This window comes from Paludibaculum fermentans (assembly GCF_051172195.1).
Lineage (GTDB): Bacteria > Acidobacteriota > Terriglobia > Bryobacterales > Bryobacteraceae > Paludibaculum > Paludibaculum fermentans_A.
This window is the reverse complement of sequence record NZ_JBPJAQ010000001.1, coordinates 4,179,831-4,198,888: the sequence shown is the minus strand read 5'-3', so window position 1 is coordinate 4,198,888 and position 19,058 is coordinate 4,179,831. Positions and strand designations below refer to the sequence as shown.

General features: G+C 61.0%; 13 protein-coding genes. 6 read left to right on the top strand and 7 right to left on the bottom strand.

All coding sequences use genetic code 11. From position 1 onward, the window contains the following. Window positions 1-694 precede the first annotated feature (694 nt). From ACR9Y2_RS16995 to ACR9Y2_RS16985, 3 genes are all read right to left on the bottom strand, one after another. The gene (locus ACR9Y2_RS16995) at window positions 695-2,200 is read right to left on the bottom strand and encodes a hypothetical protein (protein WP_435042650.1); all 1,506 of its coding nucleotides are present in this window, start codon (window positions 2,198-2,200) and stop codon (window positions 695-697) included. A 246-nt stretch (window positions 2,201-2,446) separates the two neighbouring features. Continuing rightward, window positions 2,447-3,010, bottom strand: coding sequence for a hypothetical protein (locus ACR9Y2_RS16990; protein WP_435042649.1), 564 nt, complete (start codon window positions 3,008-3,010; stop codon window positions 2,447-2,449). A gap of 327 nt (window positions 3,011-3,337) precedes the next feature. Then, window positions 3,338-3,895 carry a hypothetical protein gene (locus ACR9Y2_RS16985; protein WP_435042648.1) on the bottom strand — a complete coding sequence of 186 codons (558 nt, stop codon included), beginning with the start codon at window positions 3,893-3,895 and terminating at the stop codon, window positions 3,338-3,340. Between the two features lie 1,192 nt (window positions 3,896-5,087). Between ACR9Y2_RS16985 and ACR9Y2_RS16980 the strand changes: the two genes are divergently transcribed. After that, window positions 5,088-6,452 carry an IS1182 family transposase gene (locus ACR9Y2_RS16980; protein ID WP_435042646.1) on the top strand — a complete coding sequence of 455 codons (1,365 nt, stop codon included), beginning with the start codon at window positions 5,088-5,090 and terminating at the stop codon, window positions 6,450-6,452. A 458-nt stretch (window positions 6,453-6,910) separates the two neighbouring features. Here ACR9Y2_RS16980 and ACR9Y2_RS16975 read toward each other — a convergent pair whose 3' ends face one another. The 3 genes from ACR9Y2_RS16975 to ACR9Y2_RS16965 are packed head-to-tail and all read right to left on the bottom strand — an operon-like array spanning window position 6,911 to window position 9,701. Then, window positions 6,911-8,359 (bottom strand): hypothetical protein, encoded by a 1,449-nt coding sequence (locus ACR9Y2_RS16975; protein ID WP_435042645.1) that lies wholly within the window; start codon window positions 8,357-8,359, stop codon window positions 6,911-6,913. After that, entirely contained in the window at window positions 8,356-9,276 is a 921-nt protein-coding gene (locus ACR9Y2_RS16970; protein WP_435042644.1) for an ABC transporter ATP-binding protein, read from the bottom strand. The genes ACR9Y2_RS16975 and ACR9Y2_RS16970 overlap by 4 nt, the downstream gene beginning before the upstream one ends. Further along, on the bottom strand, window positions 9,273-9,701 hold the full coding sequence (locus ACR9Y2_RS16965) for a GntR family transcriptional regulator (RefSeq protein ID WP_435042642.1): 429 nt from the start codon (window positions 9,699-9,701) through the stop codon (window positions 9,273-9,275). The genes ACR9Y2_RS16970 and ACR9Y2_RS16965 overlap by 4 nt, the downstream gene beginning before the upstream one ends. 418 nt (window positions 9,702-10,119) lie before the next feature. On the opposite strand from ACR9Y2_RS16965, the gene ACR9Y2_RS16960 reads away from it, so the two are divergent. Continuing rightward, complete coding sequence (locus tag ACR9Y2_RS16960; RefSeq protein ID WP_435042640.1) at window positions 10,120-10,785, top strand: hypothetical protein; 666 nt, start codon at window positions 10,120-10,122, stop codon at window positions 10,783-10,785. A 239-nt stretch (window positions 10,786-11,024) separates the two neighbouring features. After that, on the top strand, window positions 11,025-13,853 hold the full coding sequence (locus ACR9Y2_RS16955; RefSeq protein ID WP_435042639.1) for a M16 family metallopeptidase: 2,829 nt from the start codon (window positions 11,025-11,027) through the stop codon (window positions 13,851-13,853). 10 nt (window positions 13,854-13,863) lie between these two features. On the opposite strand, the gene ACR9Y2_RS16950 is transcribed toward ACR9Y2_RS16955, so the two are convergent. Next, on the bottom strand, window positions 13,864-14,760 hold the full coding sequence (locus ACR9Y2_RS16950; RefSeq protein ID WP_435042638.1) for an amidohydrolase family protein: 897 nt from the start codon (window positions 14,758-14,760) through the stop codon (window positions 13,864-13,866). 228 nt (window positions 14,761-14,988) lie between these two features. Here ACR9Y2_RS16950 and ACR9Y2_RS16945 point away from each other — a divergent pair, with 228 nt between their 5' ends. The 3 genes from ACR9Y2_RS16945 to ACR9Y2_RS16935 all read left to right on the top strand — a co-directional run bounded on the left by ACR9Y2_RS16945 (window position 14,989) and on the right by ACR9Y2_RS16935 (window position 18,712). Then, the gene (locus ACR9Y2_RS16945) at window positions 14,989-17,436 is read left to right on the top strand and encodes an ABC transporter permease (protein ID WP_435042636.1); all 2,448 of its coding nucleotides are present in this window, start codon (window positions 14,989-14,991) and stop codon (window positions 17,434-17,436) included. A gap of 380 nt (window positions 17,437-17,816) precedes the next feature. Beyond that, window positions 17,817-18,245, top strand: coding sequence for a PRC-barrel domain-containing protein (locus ACR9Y2_RS16940; RefSeq protein WP_435042635.1), 429 nt, complete (start codon window positions 17,817-17,819; stop codon window positions 18,243-18,245). Between the two features lie 2 nt (window positions 18,246-18,247). Next, entirely contained in the window at window positions 18,248-18,712 is a 465-nt protein-coding gene (locus ACR9Y2_RS16935) for a DUF6496 domain-containing protein (RefSeq protein ID WP_435042634.1), read from the top strand. Window positions 18,713-19,058 lie beyond the last annotated feature (346 nt).

Sequence of the window (19,058 nt, the reverse complement as noted above, 5' to 3'; positions counted from 1 at the left end):
TGTGCTGATCAATTCAGTGGCGAAATGGGGGAGTCGTGAAGGCCGAGGTAAGTCCTCCAGCGATGAAAAGCCATAATGGCTTGGTGATCGTGAGTTCACGCCGCCCCCAATACCGCATCCCGAGCTCGATGACTGGCAAAGTGGACGTCCACATTGCCCTTGCCCTTCGAGCCTCATTTCTTATTTTTGATCGTGGGTATCGGGAAAACTACATCTCGTATCTCCGTAAAAACTAGCTCCGCTGGGCATGCGCTCAGGTGTCCGTAACCATACGGTACTATCTTTCCGCCGCCTAGATGAACCAACTCAAAGGATCTTCGTGTTTCTAGCCTGCCAACATAGGTAACCCAGACGGGCGCGTCTGTATCTGTGCTCGCCTGAATCAACCTCTCCCGTGACTGAGCACTTATGATGATTTGTGCGCTGCTTGGGAGAAGAGAAATCGGAATCGGATTTCTCCAGGTGTATCCGTTTGTCTCCAGCGGCTTGGCGCATTTGTCACCTGTTAGGTACGTGCCTTCTTCACTACGAAGCAGTTGCCCCTGGACCAATATTATCTTGCCTCGATACGACTGGAGGTCTGCCAGCACTTCGCACACGCTAAGCGCCTTTGGCGATTCTAGCGGCTCGCCAAAAGGAAGCATGAGGAGCCATAGTAGAAGATGCATAATGTGAAACTCCGTTGTTTCCTACTTCATTTGAAGCATGTCTCGTAGACCAGTCGTGTGTTGTTCCGGCTCAGGGTGGAAGTCGGGTCCTGGTCAACGCCGTCCATGACTATCTGAGACGAACCGGCTCCAAACGTATAATTAAATAGATGCCCTAGCTCATGAATGAGCGTAATCGCCCTGTATATATTTTGGGTTGAAGGGCTGTCTCCATGCTCGATGTCGAACAGATCTGGATACCCATTGGCCCAAAGAGCCTGAAGATTCTGATTGATAGAAATCACAGCACCGGTGAATATGCTGGTGCCGCTTTCTGAGCGGCCTAGTATGGGTACCGTGACTGCCGCACTCACTGATCCATTGCTCGGTCCATCGAGATCCCGCCAGTCAATCTTCCCAAATGCACTGTTCCCAACAAGTAGGCCCTGCAAAACGTCAGCAGGGTTGTGCACGCCGGAAAAGAGAGCCTTGCATGGTTCTTTTTGGAGTGCTTCTACTGCGGTAGCTCCCGCACTTTGCAGTCCCGTAACATCGGAATAGACTGGCTGCACAGGATCCGGAGACTCTGGCGGAGGCGCAGGGCTAGGCTCCGCTCCGGGTCCTCCTCCAGGGATCGGATCCACAAAGTAGCAAGTTAGCCACGCTTCAGGATCGTCGTAATATGGGCACGTCACATTCTGCTGCAGCCTATTGCCGAATCCGTCATACACCCAGGACAAGCCCCACTCCGGACCCGTCGTGTAGGCCGTCGCCAACCGGCCGAGCGAGTCGTAGGTGTAGTTTTCTTCCTCGGTGCTGATCCAGTTCTTCTTCTGCGTCAGCCGCCCGTCGTTCGCTGTCGACGAATACCGGTAATTGATGTCCGAGTACAGGAAGGTCTGCCTCGTGAGCTGGTTCCGACCGTTGTACTGGAACGTCTCCGCCGAGAGTCCGCCGCTGCCCGAGGGCAACTCCGTCGCCGGGTCCACGGTCACGGAGTTCGGCCGGTTGAGCGTAAGCAATTGGCCGGCGGCGTTGTAGGTGGCCGAAGTCACCAGATTGGTACCCGAGCCGCTGCTTGCCGTCATCCCCTGCAACTGCCCCAGCGAGTCATAGCTGTAGTTCAAGGTCAGCCGTTGCGAATACATCGCGTAGGAAGACGGCGGCACCAGGTGCCCGTATTGCGGGTACACCATCTGCGTCAGCTTGCCCTCGTTGTCGTAGGAGTAATCCACGGTGGGCAGCATGTAAATGCCCCCGCCAAAGTCGGAGACCTTGCTGGTCAACAGTCCGGCCGAGGTGTAGCTGTAGTGCTCGGCGACCGAATTGGGCACCGTCACCGCCGCTAGCCGCCCTCGCAAATTGCGGGTAGAGGAGTTCGAGCCATCGTAGTCGTAAGTGTTCGTCGTCCGCTGGTTCACGTCTTCGGCCCCAGGCGATGCCGGATAGCGTTTCACCATCGTCACGCGTCCATACACGTCATAGACATTCTCGACTTTTTGGTTCTTGGCGTCTACCTTGGTCGAGACGCGCCGAGGGTTCAGTTCCGGCATGTGCGACTTCCGCTCTCTGAACTCGTCTGCCGATGAGAGCGCGACCCGTCCCAGCGGCAATTTGGAAGGATTGAATATGTACTTCGGAGTACGCCGCGTGCGGAGGGAGAGCGTGATGAGCTCCTGTATGTTATTACATCGATGTAAGTTGCTCGACAAGAAGGAGGTTGGAGGCTACTGGACTTCGGGCGTTCTGGCGTCGTTCGGTGAGTAGATTGCCACAGTAACTCCTTCTGTTACTGTGGCTTACAAAAGGTGCACGCCAGGCTGTCCCGTTTCCGAATCCACTGAACGAAAAACAACGTCGTAGTAATCGCCGCCGACTATGTTGGCGGCGCGATATTCAAAGGCGATGTCCACGCCTGGCACCGCGGGCGGTGCCGCCGGCATCATCCAATTCTGAATCTCGCGAGCGATCTCAAGATCGCGCTTCATCATCACGCGGTCAGCGAGTTCCATCGCAAGGAGGATCAGCAAGCCGCCCCCGCCCCAGAAGGTCAGACCCTGATATCGGAATGTGAACAGCGGGACCGCCAGGACCAGGAGCGACAGGAGAAGCAAAACGCGGCGAGCCGGGGAGAGTGTCAAAATCAAGGCCCAGAAAAGAATGCGGACAACCTCCAGGAATCGTGCCCGGCGGGAGTGCCCTTCCGGCAGCTTCGAATCGGCTTCCTTTGTATAGAAGGTATAGCTGGCGCGGGCCTCGCGGCTGAACTGCGCCCAGAGTGCCCTTACTTCGATCCCGTCGCTAATACGCTGCCAAACAGTAAGCGGGGAGTAGGCCATAACCAGCAAGTATAGTGAAGGCATCTACGATCGGCGGTGGTCACTCCTGAAGCATGTTAACGGACGGGTATGGAACGTCCTGGGGACGGACGTCCCCGGGCAGCGGCCGCGTAGAGCCTGCTCGACGCGAGAAACCGGCGGAAACGGCCGATTGGGAAAGGGGACAGCCCGTCCCAGCCGAGCCAATCCCTTCCGTAAGAGTCCGTTGTGAGGGGTGGGGCGCCGGCCGGATGGCGGGCACCCCTGGGGTTAGTCCAGGAACGCAATCTGCCGCGCGTGGGCGGCGAAACGTTCCCGGTTCATGTAGACGCGATGCCATCCATGCGAGCACGCTCAACGGCGAAAGCCGCGTCACGGGACGAAGAGGGACGCCGGTTCCGCGACGATGGTTCTGAATACATACCCAACACCGCCAGGGCTGCCGGTTTCGCCTGATCTCCCCCCGCTACCACCGCAGGCGCCGCCAAAAACCGGGAAGCCGCTGGCGGTGCCCTTCATGCCGCCTGAACCGCCAGAGACATCGGTGGTTCCAGATACGATGGATGGCCCCAGCAGGTGGATGATTCCACCACCGCCGCCGCCTCCGGCATTATAATCTGGGATCCCGTTTGCGCCGTTCCCTCCCGTCGCGATGAGCGAACCCGCGTTACTGATCGAAGTTCTGGAGCCTAGAATCACGATTCCCCCGGCGCTAGCCGACGCCAAAAAATTGGGATTGTTGGCCCAGGGGCTGCCTGACATGCCTGGCGATGAGATCGATCCGTTCGAAGTGATCACAATACTGCCCGTGGCGATCAGCGCAATACTGCCTGCCCCGGCCATCCCCCCGAGCGCGTAGCTCACGTCAACAGGCTTGAGTAAACTGCGGGCAGCAAGAGTGGTTAGACCCGGGTTGCCTGTTTCATCCATAGGCCCGACGGAGGGCAATGGGACACAACTGCCTCCGCCAACAGAACTTTGACCAACAATCACTCTGGAAGTCGGTCGAACGATGATCGGGCCGCTGATGCTGACATTGCCTCTGACACGAATTATCAGGCCGCTAGGAACTGTGAGGGACCCTGTTGATGCGATCGTGAAACTCGAAAACTGGAGCATTCCACTAGGCGGAGTTGCGTTCCAATCCACGTTCGATGAGATAGTCAGTGCTCCGTCTGATCCATCGCCGTAGAACGCCAGAGCGCCTGGCAACCCCTGGGCGCCCACAGATCCAGCCGGTCCTGCCGGTCCTTGCACTCCCGTCGCGCCAACCGGCCCCTGCACCCCTTGTGGTCCAACTGGTCCTATAGGGCCCGTGGGACCTTGAGGTCCTGTCGTGCCAGGGGGGCCAGTGGAGCCGGCCGGTCCGGTCTCGCCTCGAGGCAACAGCATGGCGCTCACAATGTTGACCGGGCTTGTCTGCCATTCCTGGCCACCATAGCGCCCATCGGCAGGGATGCGCAGAACTACGACGCCGACTGTGGTGTAGCTTGGCGGCCGGATCTGAAGCGAAACCGCAACGCTCTCCAACGGCCGCCAGGCTTGATCAGTTCCTTGATAGACCAAAGTAATGGGATTGGTGGTAGAAGCATCAACCACCCAATCCCCATCCCTAAACCCCCTCCCGCCCAGTACCGGATGCTCATCAACGGACACAATCCCCGCGTCTCCCAAGTCCAGGTAGAGTTGTAGGGCATCTCCGTGTTGGACGGTACTGTTCGTTCCGAGGTTGGTGTTGGTCAAGGAGATAAGCAAAGCACTGCTTTGATTGATCTGGAGAGAAGACGGGGATGACCTGACAGACAATTGGATCTGCGCCGCCAAACCACCAGAAATGGCCACGCACATTAGGACTATTCGAGCAGGGAGTTTATTCATTTGTTGCGCTTTGGACTCGATGGTATTGCACGAAGCCCGGCGAGCGATTCCGCCACGCTCGTGCACTCGCTAGAAGTGTATCAGACCCGAAAGACCGAAAAATGAAACCTCAAACTGGCCTTCTAAGGTCTGAGTCTAAGCCTGGGGAGGGCGACAGCCTGAGAGCCTGTCGGAAATAGATTGCGGCCCGCCGCCGATTTGCTGAAGCCTCATTGGTCTTGGCTACATCCAAGCTCTATCCCCAATGAAGAGATTTCGGCCCTGTGATCTGGATCAGCCTTTTCTCCTTCCCCCTTCCCTGCAGGACTGGCTGCCCGAGGGCCACCTGGCCCGCTTCGTCGCCAATGTCGTTGACGCCCTCGATCTGAGCCCCATCCTCGATACCCATGCGCGCAAGGATGGCCGCGGCAAGGCCGCTTACCATCCGATTCTCTTGGTCCGTCTTCTGGTCTACGGCTATGCCGTGGGCAAGCGGAGTTCTCGTCAGTTGGAGCGCGCCACTTACGACGAAGTGCCCTTTCGCTACCTTGCCGCAGATCAGCATCCCGATCACGACACCATCTCCACGTTCCGGCAGGTCCACCTACAGGAACTGGCAAAATTGTTTTTGCAGGTTCTCGCTCTCTGCCGGAAGGCCGGCATGGTGCAGTTGGGCCAGATCGCCATTGATGGCAGCAAGCTCGCGGCCAATGCGAGCCAACGCAAATCGCACAGCTACGCCAAACTGAGTGAGCGCGAGCAGAAGTGGCTGGAGACCGTGGAGCAGATCCTCAAAGATGCCCAGGCGAAGGACGAACAGGAAGACAACGAGTTTGGGCCTGGGCGGCGAGGCGATGAATTGCCAGCGGATTTGGCAACGGCGCAGCAGCAATTAGACCGTATTCGCGCGGCTAAGAAAGAACTGGAAGAAGAAGCCCGGCGGCGTGCCGAGCAGGCCGCGAAAGAGAAGGAAGCGCAGGGCGGCAAGCCGAAGGACGAATCACAGCGTAAGCGGTGGTACCGGTCGGCCAAGGGCGTGCCGTCGCAGAAAGAGCTAGGCAATCTGACGGATCCGCAGTCGCGCGTGATGATTGACGGTGCGAATAACCGCTATATCCAAGGCTACAACACGCAAATCGCGGTGGATCAGAAGCAGCAGGTGATCTTGGCGGCGGAAGTGACCAGCCAACAAAACGACCGGCAGCAACTGGTTCCGATGGTGGATGCGGTGGAGACCAATGTCCAGGCCAAGTGCAGTTTGGTAGTGGCCGACACCGGCTACTGGAATGAAGGACGCATTGGGGAATTGGGCGAGCGCGGCGTGGATGTGATGGTGCCGCCGGATGGATTTGCGACGTGGCGACGGACCGGGACGTTGCCTCGCAATGGGGCCAGAGGACCACTGGCGGTAAAGATGAGGGAGCGGCTGACGAGCGAGCCCGACGCGACGCAATACAAGAAGCGAAGCGGGATTGTGGAGCCGGTGTTCGGACTCATCAAGGAGCTAAGACATTACCGTAGATTTCTGTTCCGAGGGTTGGAAAAGGTGAGAGCGGAGTGGCAAATGATCTGCATGGCGATGAACGTGTGGAAGCTGCACCGCCACCAACCCCAAGTGGTGCTTGCGTGAGGCTGAGATAGGGCCCGAATTCTTGAAAACACCGGCCTAATTTAGCGCTCAATCGCATCGGGAGGCGCAGTTGGATCGGTTGTCGGAAGGAACGATCGCCGGGAGGCGCCCCGGACGCCGCCTGGGCCAGGTTTCGCGCTGGATTTCATTCCGACAGGCTCCTGACACGTCCCACCGCGAATCACCAAATCCCGGCCTCAACTTGGGGCATATCACACTAAATCTCATCTGCAACCTTCAGCCGTCGCTGCAATTCCGTCGTGCGACTAGGCACCCAGCCCGCGACGGCACCTCCCCACCCGCCCAGAAGGCAAACTCGGCGCCATATTCCACAAACCGTGCCCGATAGTCTGCAATCAGCACAGCGAAAACCCCGTTGGGCCAGGACCTTCATGTGTCCCGGACACTTTAGCCCACGCCCCCGAGCAGAGCGCCACACCCCACCTGCACCCCTGGCATCACTCCCGCCGCGATGTGCCCCGAATCTCCACACTCATCCGCCGTAGTGGAAAATCTTCCACGACAAACTCCTGCCGCAAGTGGGCCAGCACTTCCTTCTGGACAATCGTCACCTTCTGAGCCCCTGGCGTCGACGACACCTGCCTCACCTCAAATGAGTACAGATTCATCCCGGCCGGGAACGGTGAATACGAAATCGCCCGCGTGAAAGGCACCAAACCGCCACCAAATTGCGCGTACACGATGCGGTTCGGCCAGCGGTACATCGAGGCACACGTCAGCATGTGGAACGCACCCAGCCAGCATTGCAGCCCACCCGAAACAGGCACCGGAGTGGACTGCGCCGCAATCGTCGAGGCCTGCCCGCTCCCAAATAACGTCAGGTAGTAGACGGCCTTCAACCCGACCCGCTGCCGCACGGCCCCATCGAAGAACTCCTGCGGAAGATCCACATCCGCATTGAGCAGCGCATCGCCCTGCCCCGGAGCCTGCTTCGCAATCGCGGCATACCCATACGGCCCGGTCGACCAGATGCGTCCATCTGCCCGTTGGAACGTCAGGCTCACGGCGTCGGGAATCACTTCGACATCCGGCCCGAGGCCCCGCACCGCGACTGGCACATCCACCTGTACGCCGCCCTGCCGCATCATGCCCCGTTCGAAAAACCGCCGCGCCTCCGGTTCCATGCGCAATTCAACCGCGCCCTCGGGGTAGCGCCGGGGAGACAGCCGGCTCTGCACTGCGGCCGCCACCGGCCAGGGAACATACACGTAGGCCGCAATTCCGCCGAGCACCACACACCCGATCACCCAGCGGCTCAACCATGTCCGCCGGGCCCGGTACTGGAGCAACAGCACGGGCACCGATAGGCTCACGAGTGTCAGTACCACAATTGAGTTCCAAACCCATTGGGACGCACTCAACGTCAGCCGGACCGCCGACGCGGAGGGGGGCGCAATGCTCGCATCCACGCCAAGCACCACGGCCACCAGCACGAGGACCGTGAAGAGAAACGGCACCAGTCCGGAGGTGACCGCCGCCAAGGCCGCTACGGGAAGCATGCCGCCCAGGAACAGGAGCAACTGCGACCACATCAGAGCGCCCACGGCGTCGGTCAGCGGGAAGTTCGAGCGCCCCAGCACATACAGCCGGGCCGCCAGAATCGGCAGGTTCACGAATAAGAGAAGCCCCAGAAGCTTGGCAACCATCAGGCTGCTGCGCCGATACGGCCGCGTCACCCAAAACTGTTGATTGCCGGGGATAGTCTCGGCATGCACCAGGCAGGCAATTACGTACGCCGCGGCTATGCCCAGCACAACCTGAATCGGGATTGAATTCGCCATGCGGGTAGCCGCCCAGCCATAGAACATCGACAGGACGCACAATAGCGAGATCTCCAGTCGCAGAAACCGCGCATCTTTCTTCAGAATGTGAAATGCCTGCCTCACAGCGCCTCCCTGGCCCCGGCAGCGGAGCCACTCCGGGCCAGCGCTACGAAGATCGCCCGCAGCGGCATGGGTTCGGCCGAAATGTGCCGCGTGCCAGGCAGGACGCGGTGAATCTCCTGCGGCGTCCTCTCCTCGTCGAAACGCGTATCCACAAAGCGCACCAGCGCCTGGGAGGCCTGTAGAGAAAGCCACGCCTCCGGCCACTCCGGACCGCGGGGCAGCCCGTGCAGACCATCCACCCTCACCTCGATCTGGCGGAACCTCCGGGCCAGCGAGTCCATTTCCTCTGAGAACCGCAGCCGCCCCTCGTCAAGATAGGCAATATGGCTGGCGAAACTCTCTATCTCCGCCAGATCGTGTGAGGAGAGCAGCACCGTTGTTTCACCTGTCTGGTTCAGCACCCCTCCGATGAATTCCTCTCGAACCAGCGGGTCCAACCCGCTAAATGGCTCATCCAGAATCAGCAATTCCGGGTAGTAGGCGAGCGAGGAAACCAGGGCGGTCTTCATCCGCATCCCGCGTGACAGGTGCCGCAGCTTCCGGTTACCGGGCAGGGACAAATCTGCCATCATTCGCCGCGCGAGCGCATCATCCCAGGTCGGGTAGAACGGCCGCAGATACGCCAGCAGTTCGTCGATGGTCATCCAATCGGGCATCTGCTGATTCTCGGAAACGTACCCAATCCTGGTCAGTTCCTCCGGTCCCAACTCGGCCGAATCGCGCCCCAGCACCTCTGAACGGCCGGAAGTAGGCCGCACCAGATTCATAAGGATCTGAATCGTGGTGGTCTTTCCTGCTCCATTGGGCCCCACCAAGCCGAAGATGCTCCCCTGGGGAACATCCAGGTCCAGCCCATCCAGGCTCAGAGTGCCCCGATATCGCTTGGTCAGTCCGTACGTACGCAATGCCGGTCTCATCGTGACCTCCGGCCGGCGTCCTCTTGCGGGGTCAGCTCATGCCAGTGATCGACAATCCCACTCAGTAGTCCGTCCAGGGTGATACCCAGGCGCTTCGCCTCCACGACCAGGTGCTCGACTTCGTTCTTCAACAGATGGGCGCGGTCGGATGGTCCGTAGACGGGCCGCGCCGCCACAACCGTACCAAGGCCCGGCTGGACTTCCAGCAACCCCTCGGATACCAGTTCGATCACGACTTTGTGAGCGGTATTGGCGTTAATCTTGAGCTCCTGGCTGAGTGCGCGCACGGAGGGGAATCGTTCGCCGGCAGCCAGATCGCCCGCAAGAATCGCCTTCTTCGCAGCGTAGACAACCTGTTCATAGATCGGGACGCCGGATGCGAAGGAAACCGAGAACGGAATCATGCGTGTACTATAACACACCATACACTAAACTCAATACCCAAATAATCTCGCGTGTTCGGAGGCTCCTAATACCCTTGCCAGGGACGCGCCCCATGACCTGCCATTTGTCGCATGGCCCCCTACGGCCCTGGAAACCGGGGAGAGCAGTCCCATCGCGAACCAGCAGCAGTTCCCCAATTGGGGATAATCGCCCAGGACCAAAATCAAAGCAGGCTTGACCATTGTTCTTTCACCACGCCCCCCCAGCGCCCCTCCCCCGCTTCTCACCCCCACTTCTCCCCGATTTCCCTTATGCGATCACAGGAATTCAAGATCTTTATTTCCTTTATTTGCAACAGCGACCACGAAGAAACAGCGAAACCGCCTTGACCTCGCCAGCTACCCTGGAATCGCGCCGGCTCTCATGCCGGCCGTTTTCATTTCCAAGGAGACTTTCATAATGGCTTCCGCTGCTCAGGTCACCGCCAACCAGGCCAATGCTCAATGGTCCACTGGGCCCGTCACCGCCCAGGGCAAAGCCCGTACCGCTCAGAACGCCCGCCGCCACGGCCTCACCGCTCGCACCCCTCACATCTCGGAAGACGACTGCGCCGAGTTCGCCGCCCTCGAAGCGCGCCTCCTCGGCGAGACCCAGCCCAAGTCCTGCCTCGAGGAAGAGGTCTTCCATCGCATCCTCGCCCATACCTGGAACCTCCGCCGTATCGAATCCTTTGAGTCCGCCATCCTCGCCGAAACGGACCCAATCGACTTCTCCGAGACCGACGCCGCCCGCCTGAACCACTTCGCCCGCTACCGCCGCGACCTCGAACGCTCCCTCTATCGCGCCATGAACGAGCTCCGCAAACTCCAGACCGAACGCGCCCTGCTTCAGCTCCAGAGCCCCTTTGCCATCCACGCCCTGACCGAAGCCGCGCCCATGGCCGAGGTCTCGAAACTGGAGCCCCGGCTCCGCGAATACTTCGCTGGACACAACGCCGACCAGGTCCAGGCGCAAACCCGGTTCACCTCCGGAGCAGAAACCGCCATCCAGTTCAGCAAATCCTGGACCGACGCCTGGCTCCAGGTCGCCGGCAAAGAGCAACTGATGGCCGAATCCGCGGCGTAACGTCACCCGCAGCCGGCTTCGCCGAAACAAACCCAGTTTCACTCGGGAGGCCGCCCGGCGCGGTGAATGCCTGCCGGGACATGCTCTTTGAAAACCTGATCTTGGATGGCTCGCCCTTAGCAGCGGGCGGCTTGGGATGGGGGCCTAGCGGATTTCCTGGTCCCGGCGTTACATCTGTTGCACAAACGACGCCTTTCCTCATTCCGACCGCCTTGTCTGCAACTGAGGTAGCCCCAACCATGCGCTCCAGAATCACTATCGCCGCTCTTGCCCTTGTCTCGACGGCCGCCCTCGCCGTCTCCTTTGCCCAGTCTTTGCCGCCCGGCGTCCAGAAGAAAGCTTCCGTGGGCGGGATCACCGAATATGCGTATCCCAACGGGTTGCGCGTGCTGCTGTTCCCGAACCCGGCCAGCCCGAAGATCACGATTAATGTGACTTACCTGGTGGGCTCGCGGCACGAAGGGTATGGCGAGACCGGCATGGCGCACCTGCTGGAGCACATGAACTTCATTGAGACGACCAACGGGCGGCAGATCAAGAACGAGATCGTCAGCCGGGGTGCGGCCTGGAACGGCACCACCTCCAACGACAGAACGAACTACTTCGAGACGGTGCCGGCCACGCCTGAGAATCTCAAATGGGCGCTCAGCCTCGAAGCGGACCGCATGGTCAACGTGAAGTTCACGAAGCAGATTCTCGATACGGAGATGACGGTCGTCCGGAACGAATTCGAGCGCGGCGAGAACAGCCCGCAGAGCATCCTGCGGGAGCGCGTCGAGGCGACGGCCTACCTGTGGCACAACTACGGCAAGTCGACGATTGGTTCGAAGGATGACCTGGAGAAGGTTCCGGTGGAGCGACTGGCGGCGTTCTATCGCAAGTACTATCAACCGGACAACGCGGTGCTGGTGATTACGGGCCGGCTGGAGGAAGCAGCCACACTGACGGCTGTGAACGAAGCATTCGGGCGAATTCCCCGCCCCACTCGCGTGCTGGACCAGACCTACACGGTGGAGCCGGCGCAGGATGGCGAGCGGTTTGTGGAGTTGCGCCGCGTGGGTGAAGGACAGAGTGTGGTGATTGCCTATCACGGGCCGGCGGCCGGGCATCCTGATTCGGCGGCCCTGCAGGTGCTGGCGGGCCTTATGAGCGGCGGCGGCGGGCGCGGTCCGAGGGGTGGCGGCAGCAGCGACGGACGGCTGACGAAGGCGATTGTGGATACGCACAAGGCGGACTCGGCCGGGATGTTTGTCGCACAGCTCTACGATCCGGGCCTGATCACACTTTCAGCGGGTTTGAATAAGGACCAGTCGCTGGAAGAGGTCCGCAAGCTGTTGATCGGTACGGTGGAGGGGGTGATTGCGAATCCGCCTTCGAAGGAAGAGATCGAGCGCATCACGATGCCGATGCTGAGGAATCTGGAGAACAGCCTGTCCGACCCGCAGTCCATTGCCACCGGCGCGTTGAACACGGCCATCTCGCAGGGCGATTGGCGGCTGATGTTCCTGCAGCACGACCGGTTGAAGGACATCTCGGCTACGGATGTGGTGCGCGTAGCCAAGGCGTATCTCAAAGCCTCAAACCGGACAGTTGGGTACTTCATTCCCGACGCGGCGCCGGAGCGGACGGTGGTGCCCAACACTCCGGATCTCTCGAGCATCCTGAAGGACTACAAGAGCACCATCTCGGTGGCCCAGGGTGAGGTGTTCGATCCGACTCCGGCCAATATCGAGAGCCGGGTGGTGCGATCGAAGCTACCGAACGGGATGCGGGTGGTGATGCTGCCCAAGCAGACGGATGCGGGGATGGTGACCGGGATCATCGAGCTTCGCTTTGGAGACCAGACGACGCTGGCGGGCAAGAATGCGGCAGCTCAGTTTGCCGGCGCATTACTGAGCCGGGGCACGAAGTCAAAGAACCGGGAGCAACTGGCTGACCAGATGCGCGTATTGAATGCGCGCATCCAGGTGAGCGGCGGGGGCGGCGGCGGATTCGCGGGCGGCCGTGGACGGGGACCCGCCGGGCCCACCAGCGCGCCGAATTCCGCGATTGCGAGCATTGCGGCTCCGGCCGACAAGTTCGTAGCGGCCCTGCGCCTGGCGGTGGAGATGTTGAAGGATCCGGCGTTCGCGCAGGACGAATTCGACCGGATCCGGCTACCGCGCATCAAGGCGCTGGAGAACGTCCAGACGGAGCCGACGCAACTGGCCGCGGAGAATCTGCAGCGACACCTCAGCCCGTGGAAGGCGGGGGATGTGCTGTATCCGATGACGCGCGAAGCGCAGCTGGCGGAGACCAACAAGGTCACCCTGGATGACGTCAAACAGTTCCATGCCAAATACTATGGGGCCAACTACGGGGTGTTTGCGGTGACAGGCCCCGTAGACAAGGCGGCGGTGATGGCGGCGGCGACCGAACTGCTGGGGTCGTGGAATACGAGCATGGCTTACCAGCCGATGAAGGCGGCCTTCCGGCAGGCCGCGCCGCTGAATACGAAGATTGAGACACCAGACAAGGCGAATGCGCAGTTCGAAGCCGGTTTGCGATTCCGGCTTTCAGACAGCGATCCGGATTATCCGGCGATGCTGCTGGCGGGGTATATGTTCGGCGGGCCCATCACTTCGCACATCTCGGACCGGATCCGGAACCGGGAAGGGCTGAGTTATGGGGCGAATGCCCGGGTGGCGATTCCGGCTGAGGGCGATGCCGCGCTGCTCTCCGGCACGGTGAGCCTGAATCCGGCCAATGGGCCGAAGGTGGAGTTCAGCTTCACGGATGAGCTGGCACGGACCTTAAAAGAAGGATTCACGGCGAAGGAAGTGGATGCGGCCAAGAAAGCGTACCTCGACGCGCGCCTGGTGAGCCGTTCGCAGGATGCCGCCCTGCTGGCGATGCTGGCCAGCCATGAACAGCTGGGGCGCACGATGAAATGGGACGAGCAACTGGAGCAGCGGATCGCAAGCCTGACGCCGGAGCAGATCACGGCGGCTTTCCGGAAGCACATCAATCCGGCGAGCCTGACGATTGTGAAGGCGGGCGACTTCAAGGCTTCCGGCGTGTACCAGTAAGGGGCGCCGGTCACTCGAAGTGGAAGAGTCGGGCGGCGTTGCGGCCGCGGATCTTCTCACGGTCGGCCGCTGAGGCGAAGCTCCAGTGGTCAGTGAAGGTGCGCTCGGCTTCGGCATGGGTCTTGGCGTTCATGCCGAGACCACCCCACAGGATGCGGTCCGGTCCAAAGTCCCGGTGGGCTCGACGGACGACCGGCCCGACAGGCATGGCGGGGTTTGTGAAATAGCTCCAGCCGGAGTATTTGAAGTGGACCTTTGGGTACTTCGAGAGCGCCATGACCGAGTCCAGATCGGACGCCGTGCCCATGCCCGTGCGGCCCATGTGGTCGAGGAGGACCGTTACCTGGGGCACCGCCTTGCAGAGGGCCGCGATTTCCGGTGCGTGGTGCGGCAGGAAGTGCATCTGGATGGCTATGTCGAGGTCGGCCGCCTTGCGCCAGACCTGTTGGACCAGCGGATCCCTGAGGTCGCGGTTACGGATGGCTCCGGTTTTTTCAGGCGGTTCTCCGGGCGCATTCATGGCGTGGATGCGGAGGGCGACGATGCGGTGCGGATGAGCCTTGACGAGCTCCTCCATGCGGGCCGGGGTCTTGGGATCGATTGGATCGAGGAGGAGGGTTCCTTTGAAGAAGCCGCGTGGCGATTCGTGTTCGAAGCAGTGCCAGAGGAAGCGATGGTCGTCCTGATAGGGCTCTGGGTGGACGAGGATGGAGTGCGAGATGCCGGCGGCCCTGGCAAAGGCCAGATAGGGCACAAGCGGTTCAGGGGGCGCATGATAGGTTCCACGCGGGTGATAGGGAAACGCCGCGGGCTCGAAGAGGTGGATGTGTGTGTCGATGAGGGGCGCTGGGGCGGCGCCGCGCGCGACACCGGCGGCAGCCAGGGCGAGAATTTCGCGGCGAGTCATGATGGGTCTGATTCTATCCCGCTGCGAGACTGGCGATGCGCCGGCTAGGCTCTCGGAGCCGAGCGTGCCAATTCGGACACTAATGTACGCTTTATGGCGACAACCGGAGAGTGAGGGCTGCTTCGTCCGAATTCGGTCATTCCGCTCCGAAAATGGACACCGGCGAAATCAGGAAAGCCGGATTTGCGGGGCAAATCGATTGGCACGCGGCGTGTAGGGGTGTAGTGCATGCATGCGGTACTCTCCGATCTTCGACACGGTCTTCGGATCCTGCGCAATCATCCGGGATTCACTTTCGTCGCAGTACTGACGCTCGCGCTCGGCATTAGCGTGAACACAACCGTATTCAGTTGGACCGACCACCTGCTGCTGCGACCCTTCCCGGGCATCGCGGAGCCGGAGTCGCTGGCGTTGATCGAGATGCATACGGCGAACGGCGAATTCCGAAACGGCATGTCCTTCCTCGACTATCTGGACTACCGGGACAATGCGAGGCTTCTGACCGGGTTGGTAGTGGCCCGATTCACTCCGCTGAGCCTGGGTGGCGATGGGCGCCCGCGCCGCGCGTGGGGTGAACTGGTGAGCGGCAACTACTTCGACCTGCTGGGTGTGAAACCGGCACTGGGACGGACCTTTACCGTGGAGGAGGGACGGCGGGATGCCGGAGCAGGACCAGTCGTGGTGATCAGCCATGGCTTGTGGAAGAGCTATTTCCGGCAGGATCCCAACGTCTTGGGGAAGCGCCTGCGCGTAAACCGGCACGAGCTGACGGTGATCGGCGTGGCTCCGGAGGACTTTCTGGGCACGACGCCGGGCCTGGCGTACGACCTGTGGGCGCCGCTGAATATGGCCCCGGCGATGGGGACCGGCAATGGGACCCTGGGCTATCGCGGCACGCGGGACCTGACCACGACGATTGCGCGGCTGCGTCCTGGCGTGAACCTTGCGCAGGCGGGGGCGGAGATGAGGGCGCTGAGCAGCCGGTTGGCGGCCGCGTACCCTGACACGAATCGTGGACTGACTGCCCACCTGATACCCAGCTATGCCGGCCATGCCGGTGCGCAGCAACTGCTTCAAGCGCCGTTGCGCATTCTGGCGGCCGTGAGCGTGCTGCTGTTGCTGATCGTCTGTGCGAATGTGGCGAATCTGCTGTTGGCACGGGGCGTCGCGCGGCGCCGCGAGTTCGGGATCCGCCTGGCGATGGGGGCGCGGCCCGGCCAGGTTTTGCGACAGGTATTCACCGAGACACTTCTGCTGGCGTCGGTGGGCGCGGGCGCGGGCATGCTGATCTCACCCTGGATGGTGCAGATGCTGCGTGTGCTGCTGCCGCCAGTGGATGTGCCGATCCGATTCGAAACGGAGATGGGCTGGCGAACCCTGATCTTCACGGCGCTGCTCTGCATCACGGCCACAGTCGCGTGCGGTGTGGCACCGGCGCTATTGGCAATCCGCACGTCTTTGCGGGAGAGCATGGAATCCAGCGGGCGCGGCGGGGCGTCCCGATCGACACACCATTTGCGGGCGGCCCTGGTCGTCTGCGAAGTCGCCCTGGCCTCTGTGGCGCTGATCGGCGCCGGGCTGTTTTTGCGCAGTTTTCGCAATGCGACGCAGATCAGCCCTGGCTTTGACACGCGAGACGTGAACGTGAGCCAGTTCTACCTGTCGGCCAGCGGCTACACGGGGCCGGAACAACGTCAGTTCTGCCGGTCGCTGCGAGAGCGCCTGGAGAGCGTTCCCGGAGTTGTGGCCGTCAGCTACGCCGACCAGATCCCGATGAGCCTGGGCCCGATGCCGGTGCACCCGCTGACGATCCCGGGCTATGCGGCGCCGCCCGACGAAGATATGAATATCGGCCGTATGTTCGTGGCGCCCGGATTCACATCACTGCTGGGGATCGCGCTGCGGGAAGGGCGAGACTTTCAGGAGTCGGACGAGGCGAAGAAACCCCTGGTGATGCTGGTGAACGAATCCTTCGTGCGGCGCTACCTGGGCGGCGGCACTGCGGTCGGCGCCAAGGTGCAAGTGGAGAAGGTCTGGGCGACCATCGTCGGAGTGGTGGCCGACGTCAAATACAACAGCCTGACTGAGCGCAGCATGCCGTTCTTCTATCTGCCGTTCCAGCAGAGATTCCAGCCGGGACTGAACTTCAGTTTCTACGTGAAGACCGCGGGCAACCAGGCTGCGGTCGCGCAGGCGATGCAACGCGAGGCCCTCAAACTGAATCGCGACGCGATCTTTACGACAACTTCATTCACCCAGTCGATTGAGGGATCGCTGTATCCGCAACGTGTGGCCGCCATGCTGTTGGGCTTTCTGGGTACGGTGTGCCTGCTGCTGGCGGGCATTGGACTCTACAGCGTAATGAACTATGCGGTCAGCCAGCGGACGCGTGAGATGGGTATTCGTGTGGCTTTGGGCGCGCGGCCGGCGCAGATCGTCGGGGCGGTGCTGAAGGAAGGGCTGACGCTGACAGCCACCGGGCTGGTGCTGGGCGGGGGTTGCGCGCTGGTGTTTGCCCCGTGGGTGAATTCCCTGCTGATCCACATGACGGCGGCAGATCCGCTAACCTTTGCGGCGGCGGCGGGGTTCCTGGCTGTTGTGGCCTTGACAGCCACACTGCTGCCGGCGGGACGGGCGGCTATGACCGCGCCGACAACCGCGCTTCGCAGTGAGTGACCGGGGCCATCAGAAGTTTTGAACGCATTGGCATTCCAAAAAACGAGGAATCGAGGCAAACGCGGCAGTTATTTCCGCGAGACCGGAAGCTTTTACCGTGCTGGAGCAACTGGCACCCAGGGACCTTTGCCCTTTGATCGGCACTGAGGGCCGGGCCCTGTTTCCGATAGGGATTGAAAGTGAGTGCGACGCGCGAGTGGAATGCGAGACACCTGATTCGGGAGTGCATCCGATTGTTTTGTGCCATATAGTCGCCCGCCACGGCGAATAGTCATTGCCATGTGGACGTAGTTTCATAACGGAAGCCGACCTGGAGTTCAGAGGGAAGCAAGAGAAAGGCAGTAAAGCTGCAATGGTTAGTGTTCATAAGGAGCCTTACCATGCAAGCAAGCAAAATCAAGAAGATCGATCCAGACAAGAAGTTTCGCCGGGTTCTGGCGGCCAGTACGCTCGCCGGAGACAAGGTGCGAAACGCAGTAGGCGAAGACCTCGGCAAGATCGATGAAATCATGATCGATATTCCAACCGGGCGGATTGCCTACGCGGTGCTTTCCTTCGGCGGAATCCTGCGCATGGGGAACAAGCTGTTCGCGGTGCCGTGGAGTGCCCTGAGAGTGGATGAGGACGAAAAGTGCTTCATCCTGGACGTCGACAGCAAGACGCTCGAAAGCGCCCCGGGGTTCGACAAGGACAATTGGCCCGATATGGCCGACACCACCTGGGGCGCCGAGGTATTCAAATACTACCGGGCCACACCGTACTGGGACGACACCGAGACGAAGCAGTGGAATTCTCCCGACAGGCCCTAAGCATGCCTGCCAAACGTGGTGCCAAAACGGCGCGGAAGTCGCGCTCACCTTCGGCACAGGCCGGTGAATTTGTGCGGGAGGAGATCGAGCACGTTCGCAAAGGCGAACATGGAGCAAGATCCGCCAAGCAGATCATCGCCATCGGGCTATCCCGTGCCCGCAAGGCCGGGGTGAACATTCCTCCGCCCCCAGGAAAGAAGGCGCCGAAAGCAGCGACGACGAAAGCGACGACGCGGAAACCGAACCCAAAGCGCTCAAAGGCCACGCAGGAGGCCCTGGAACGTGAAGGTACCAGTTCGGCTTCGCACGAGGCCCTTTCGCGTCATGCGCGAAGCAGCGCCCGTCAGCGTGGGCCGGAGAACTTAAGTAAAGCCGCTGCAAAAGCCGTTCGCACGAAGGGCGCGGAAGGGCGTCATCAGGCGGCGGTAAAAGCGGCCAAAACACGGGCGAGGCGAGCCGCTCACTAGCAGAGATCACTTTCGGGCGGCCAACTGCGCCTGCCATGCGGGGTGAGCCGAGTCAGGGAATGAGATCGAGCCCATTTCATCCAAGCCATGCCCAGGGCGTGGCCGGAGTGAGAGGACTCGCCACCTGACCGGCTCACCACCCGCGCTGCCCTCCGGCCCTTCCACAATTCCAAGCAACACTCCTCCTTCCGTTCGTCCTCTATCTGCCCCCCGCCCGATTTACCTCAGAGCCAGTCCGCACCACACTGCCGGCGATCCCGCTAATCTCAAAACAGAGCATCCAGCCGCTAACTCCGGCGAGGGCAAGGGTACGGCTCCATTTTGGAATCCAGATGGAGAGCGGGAG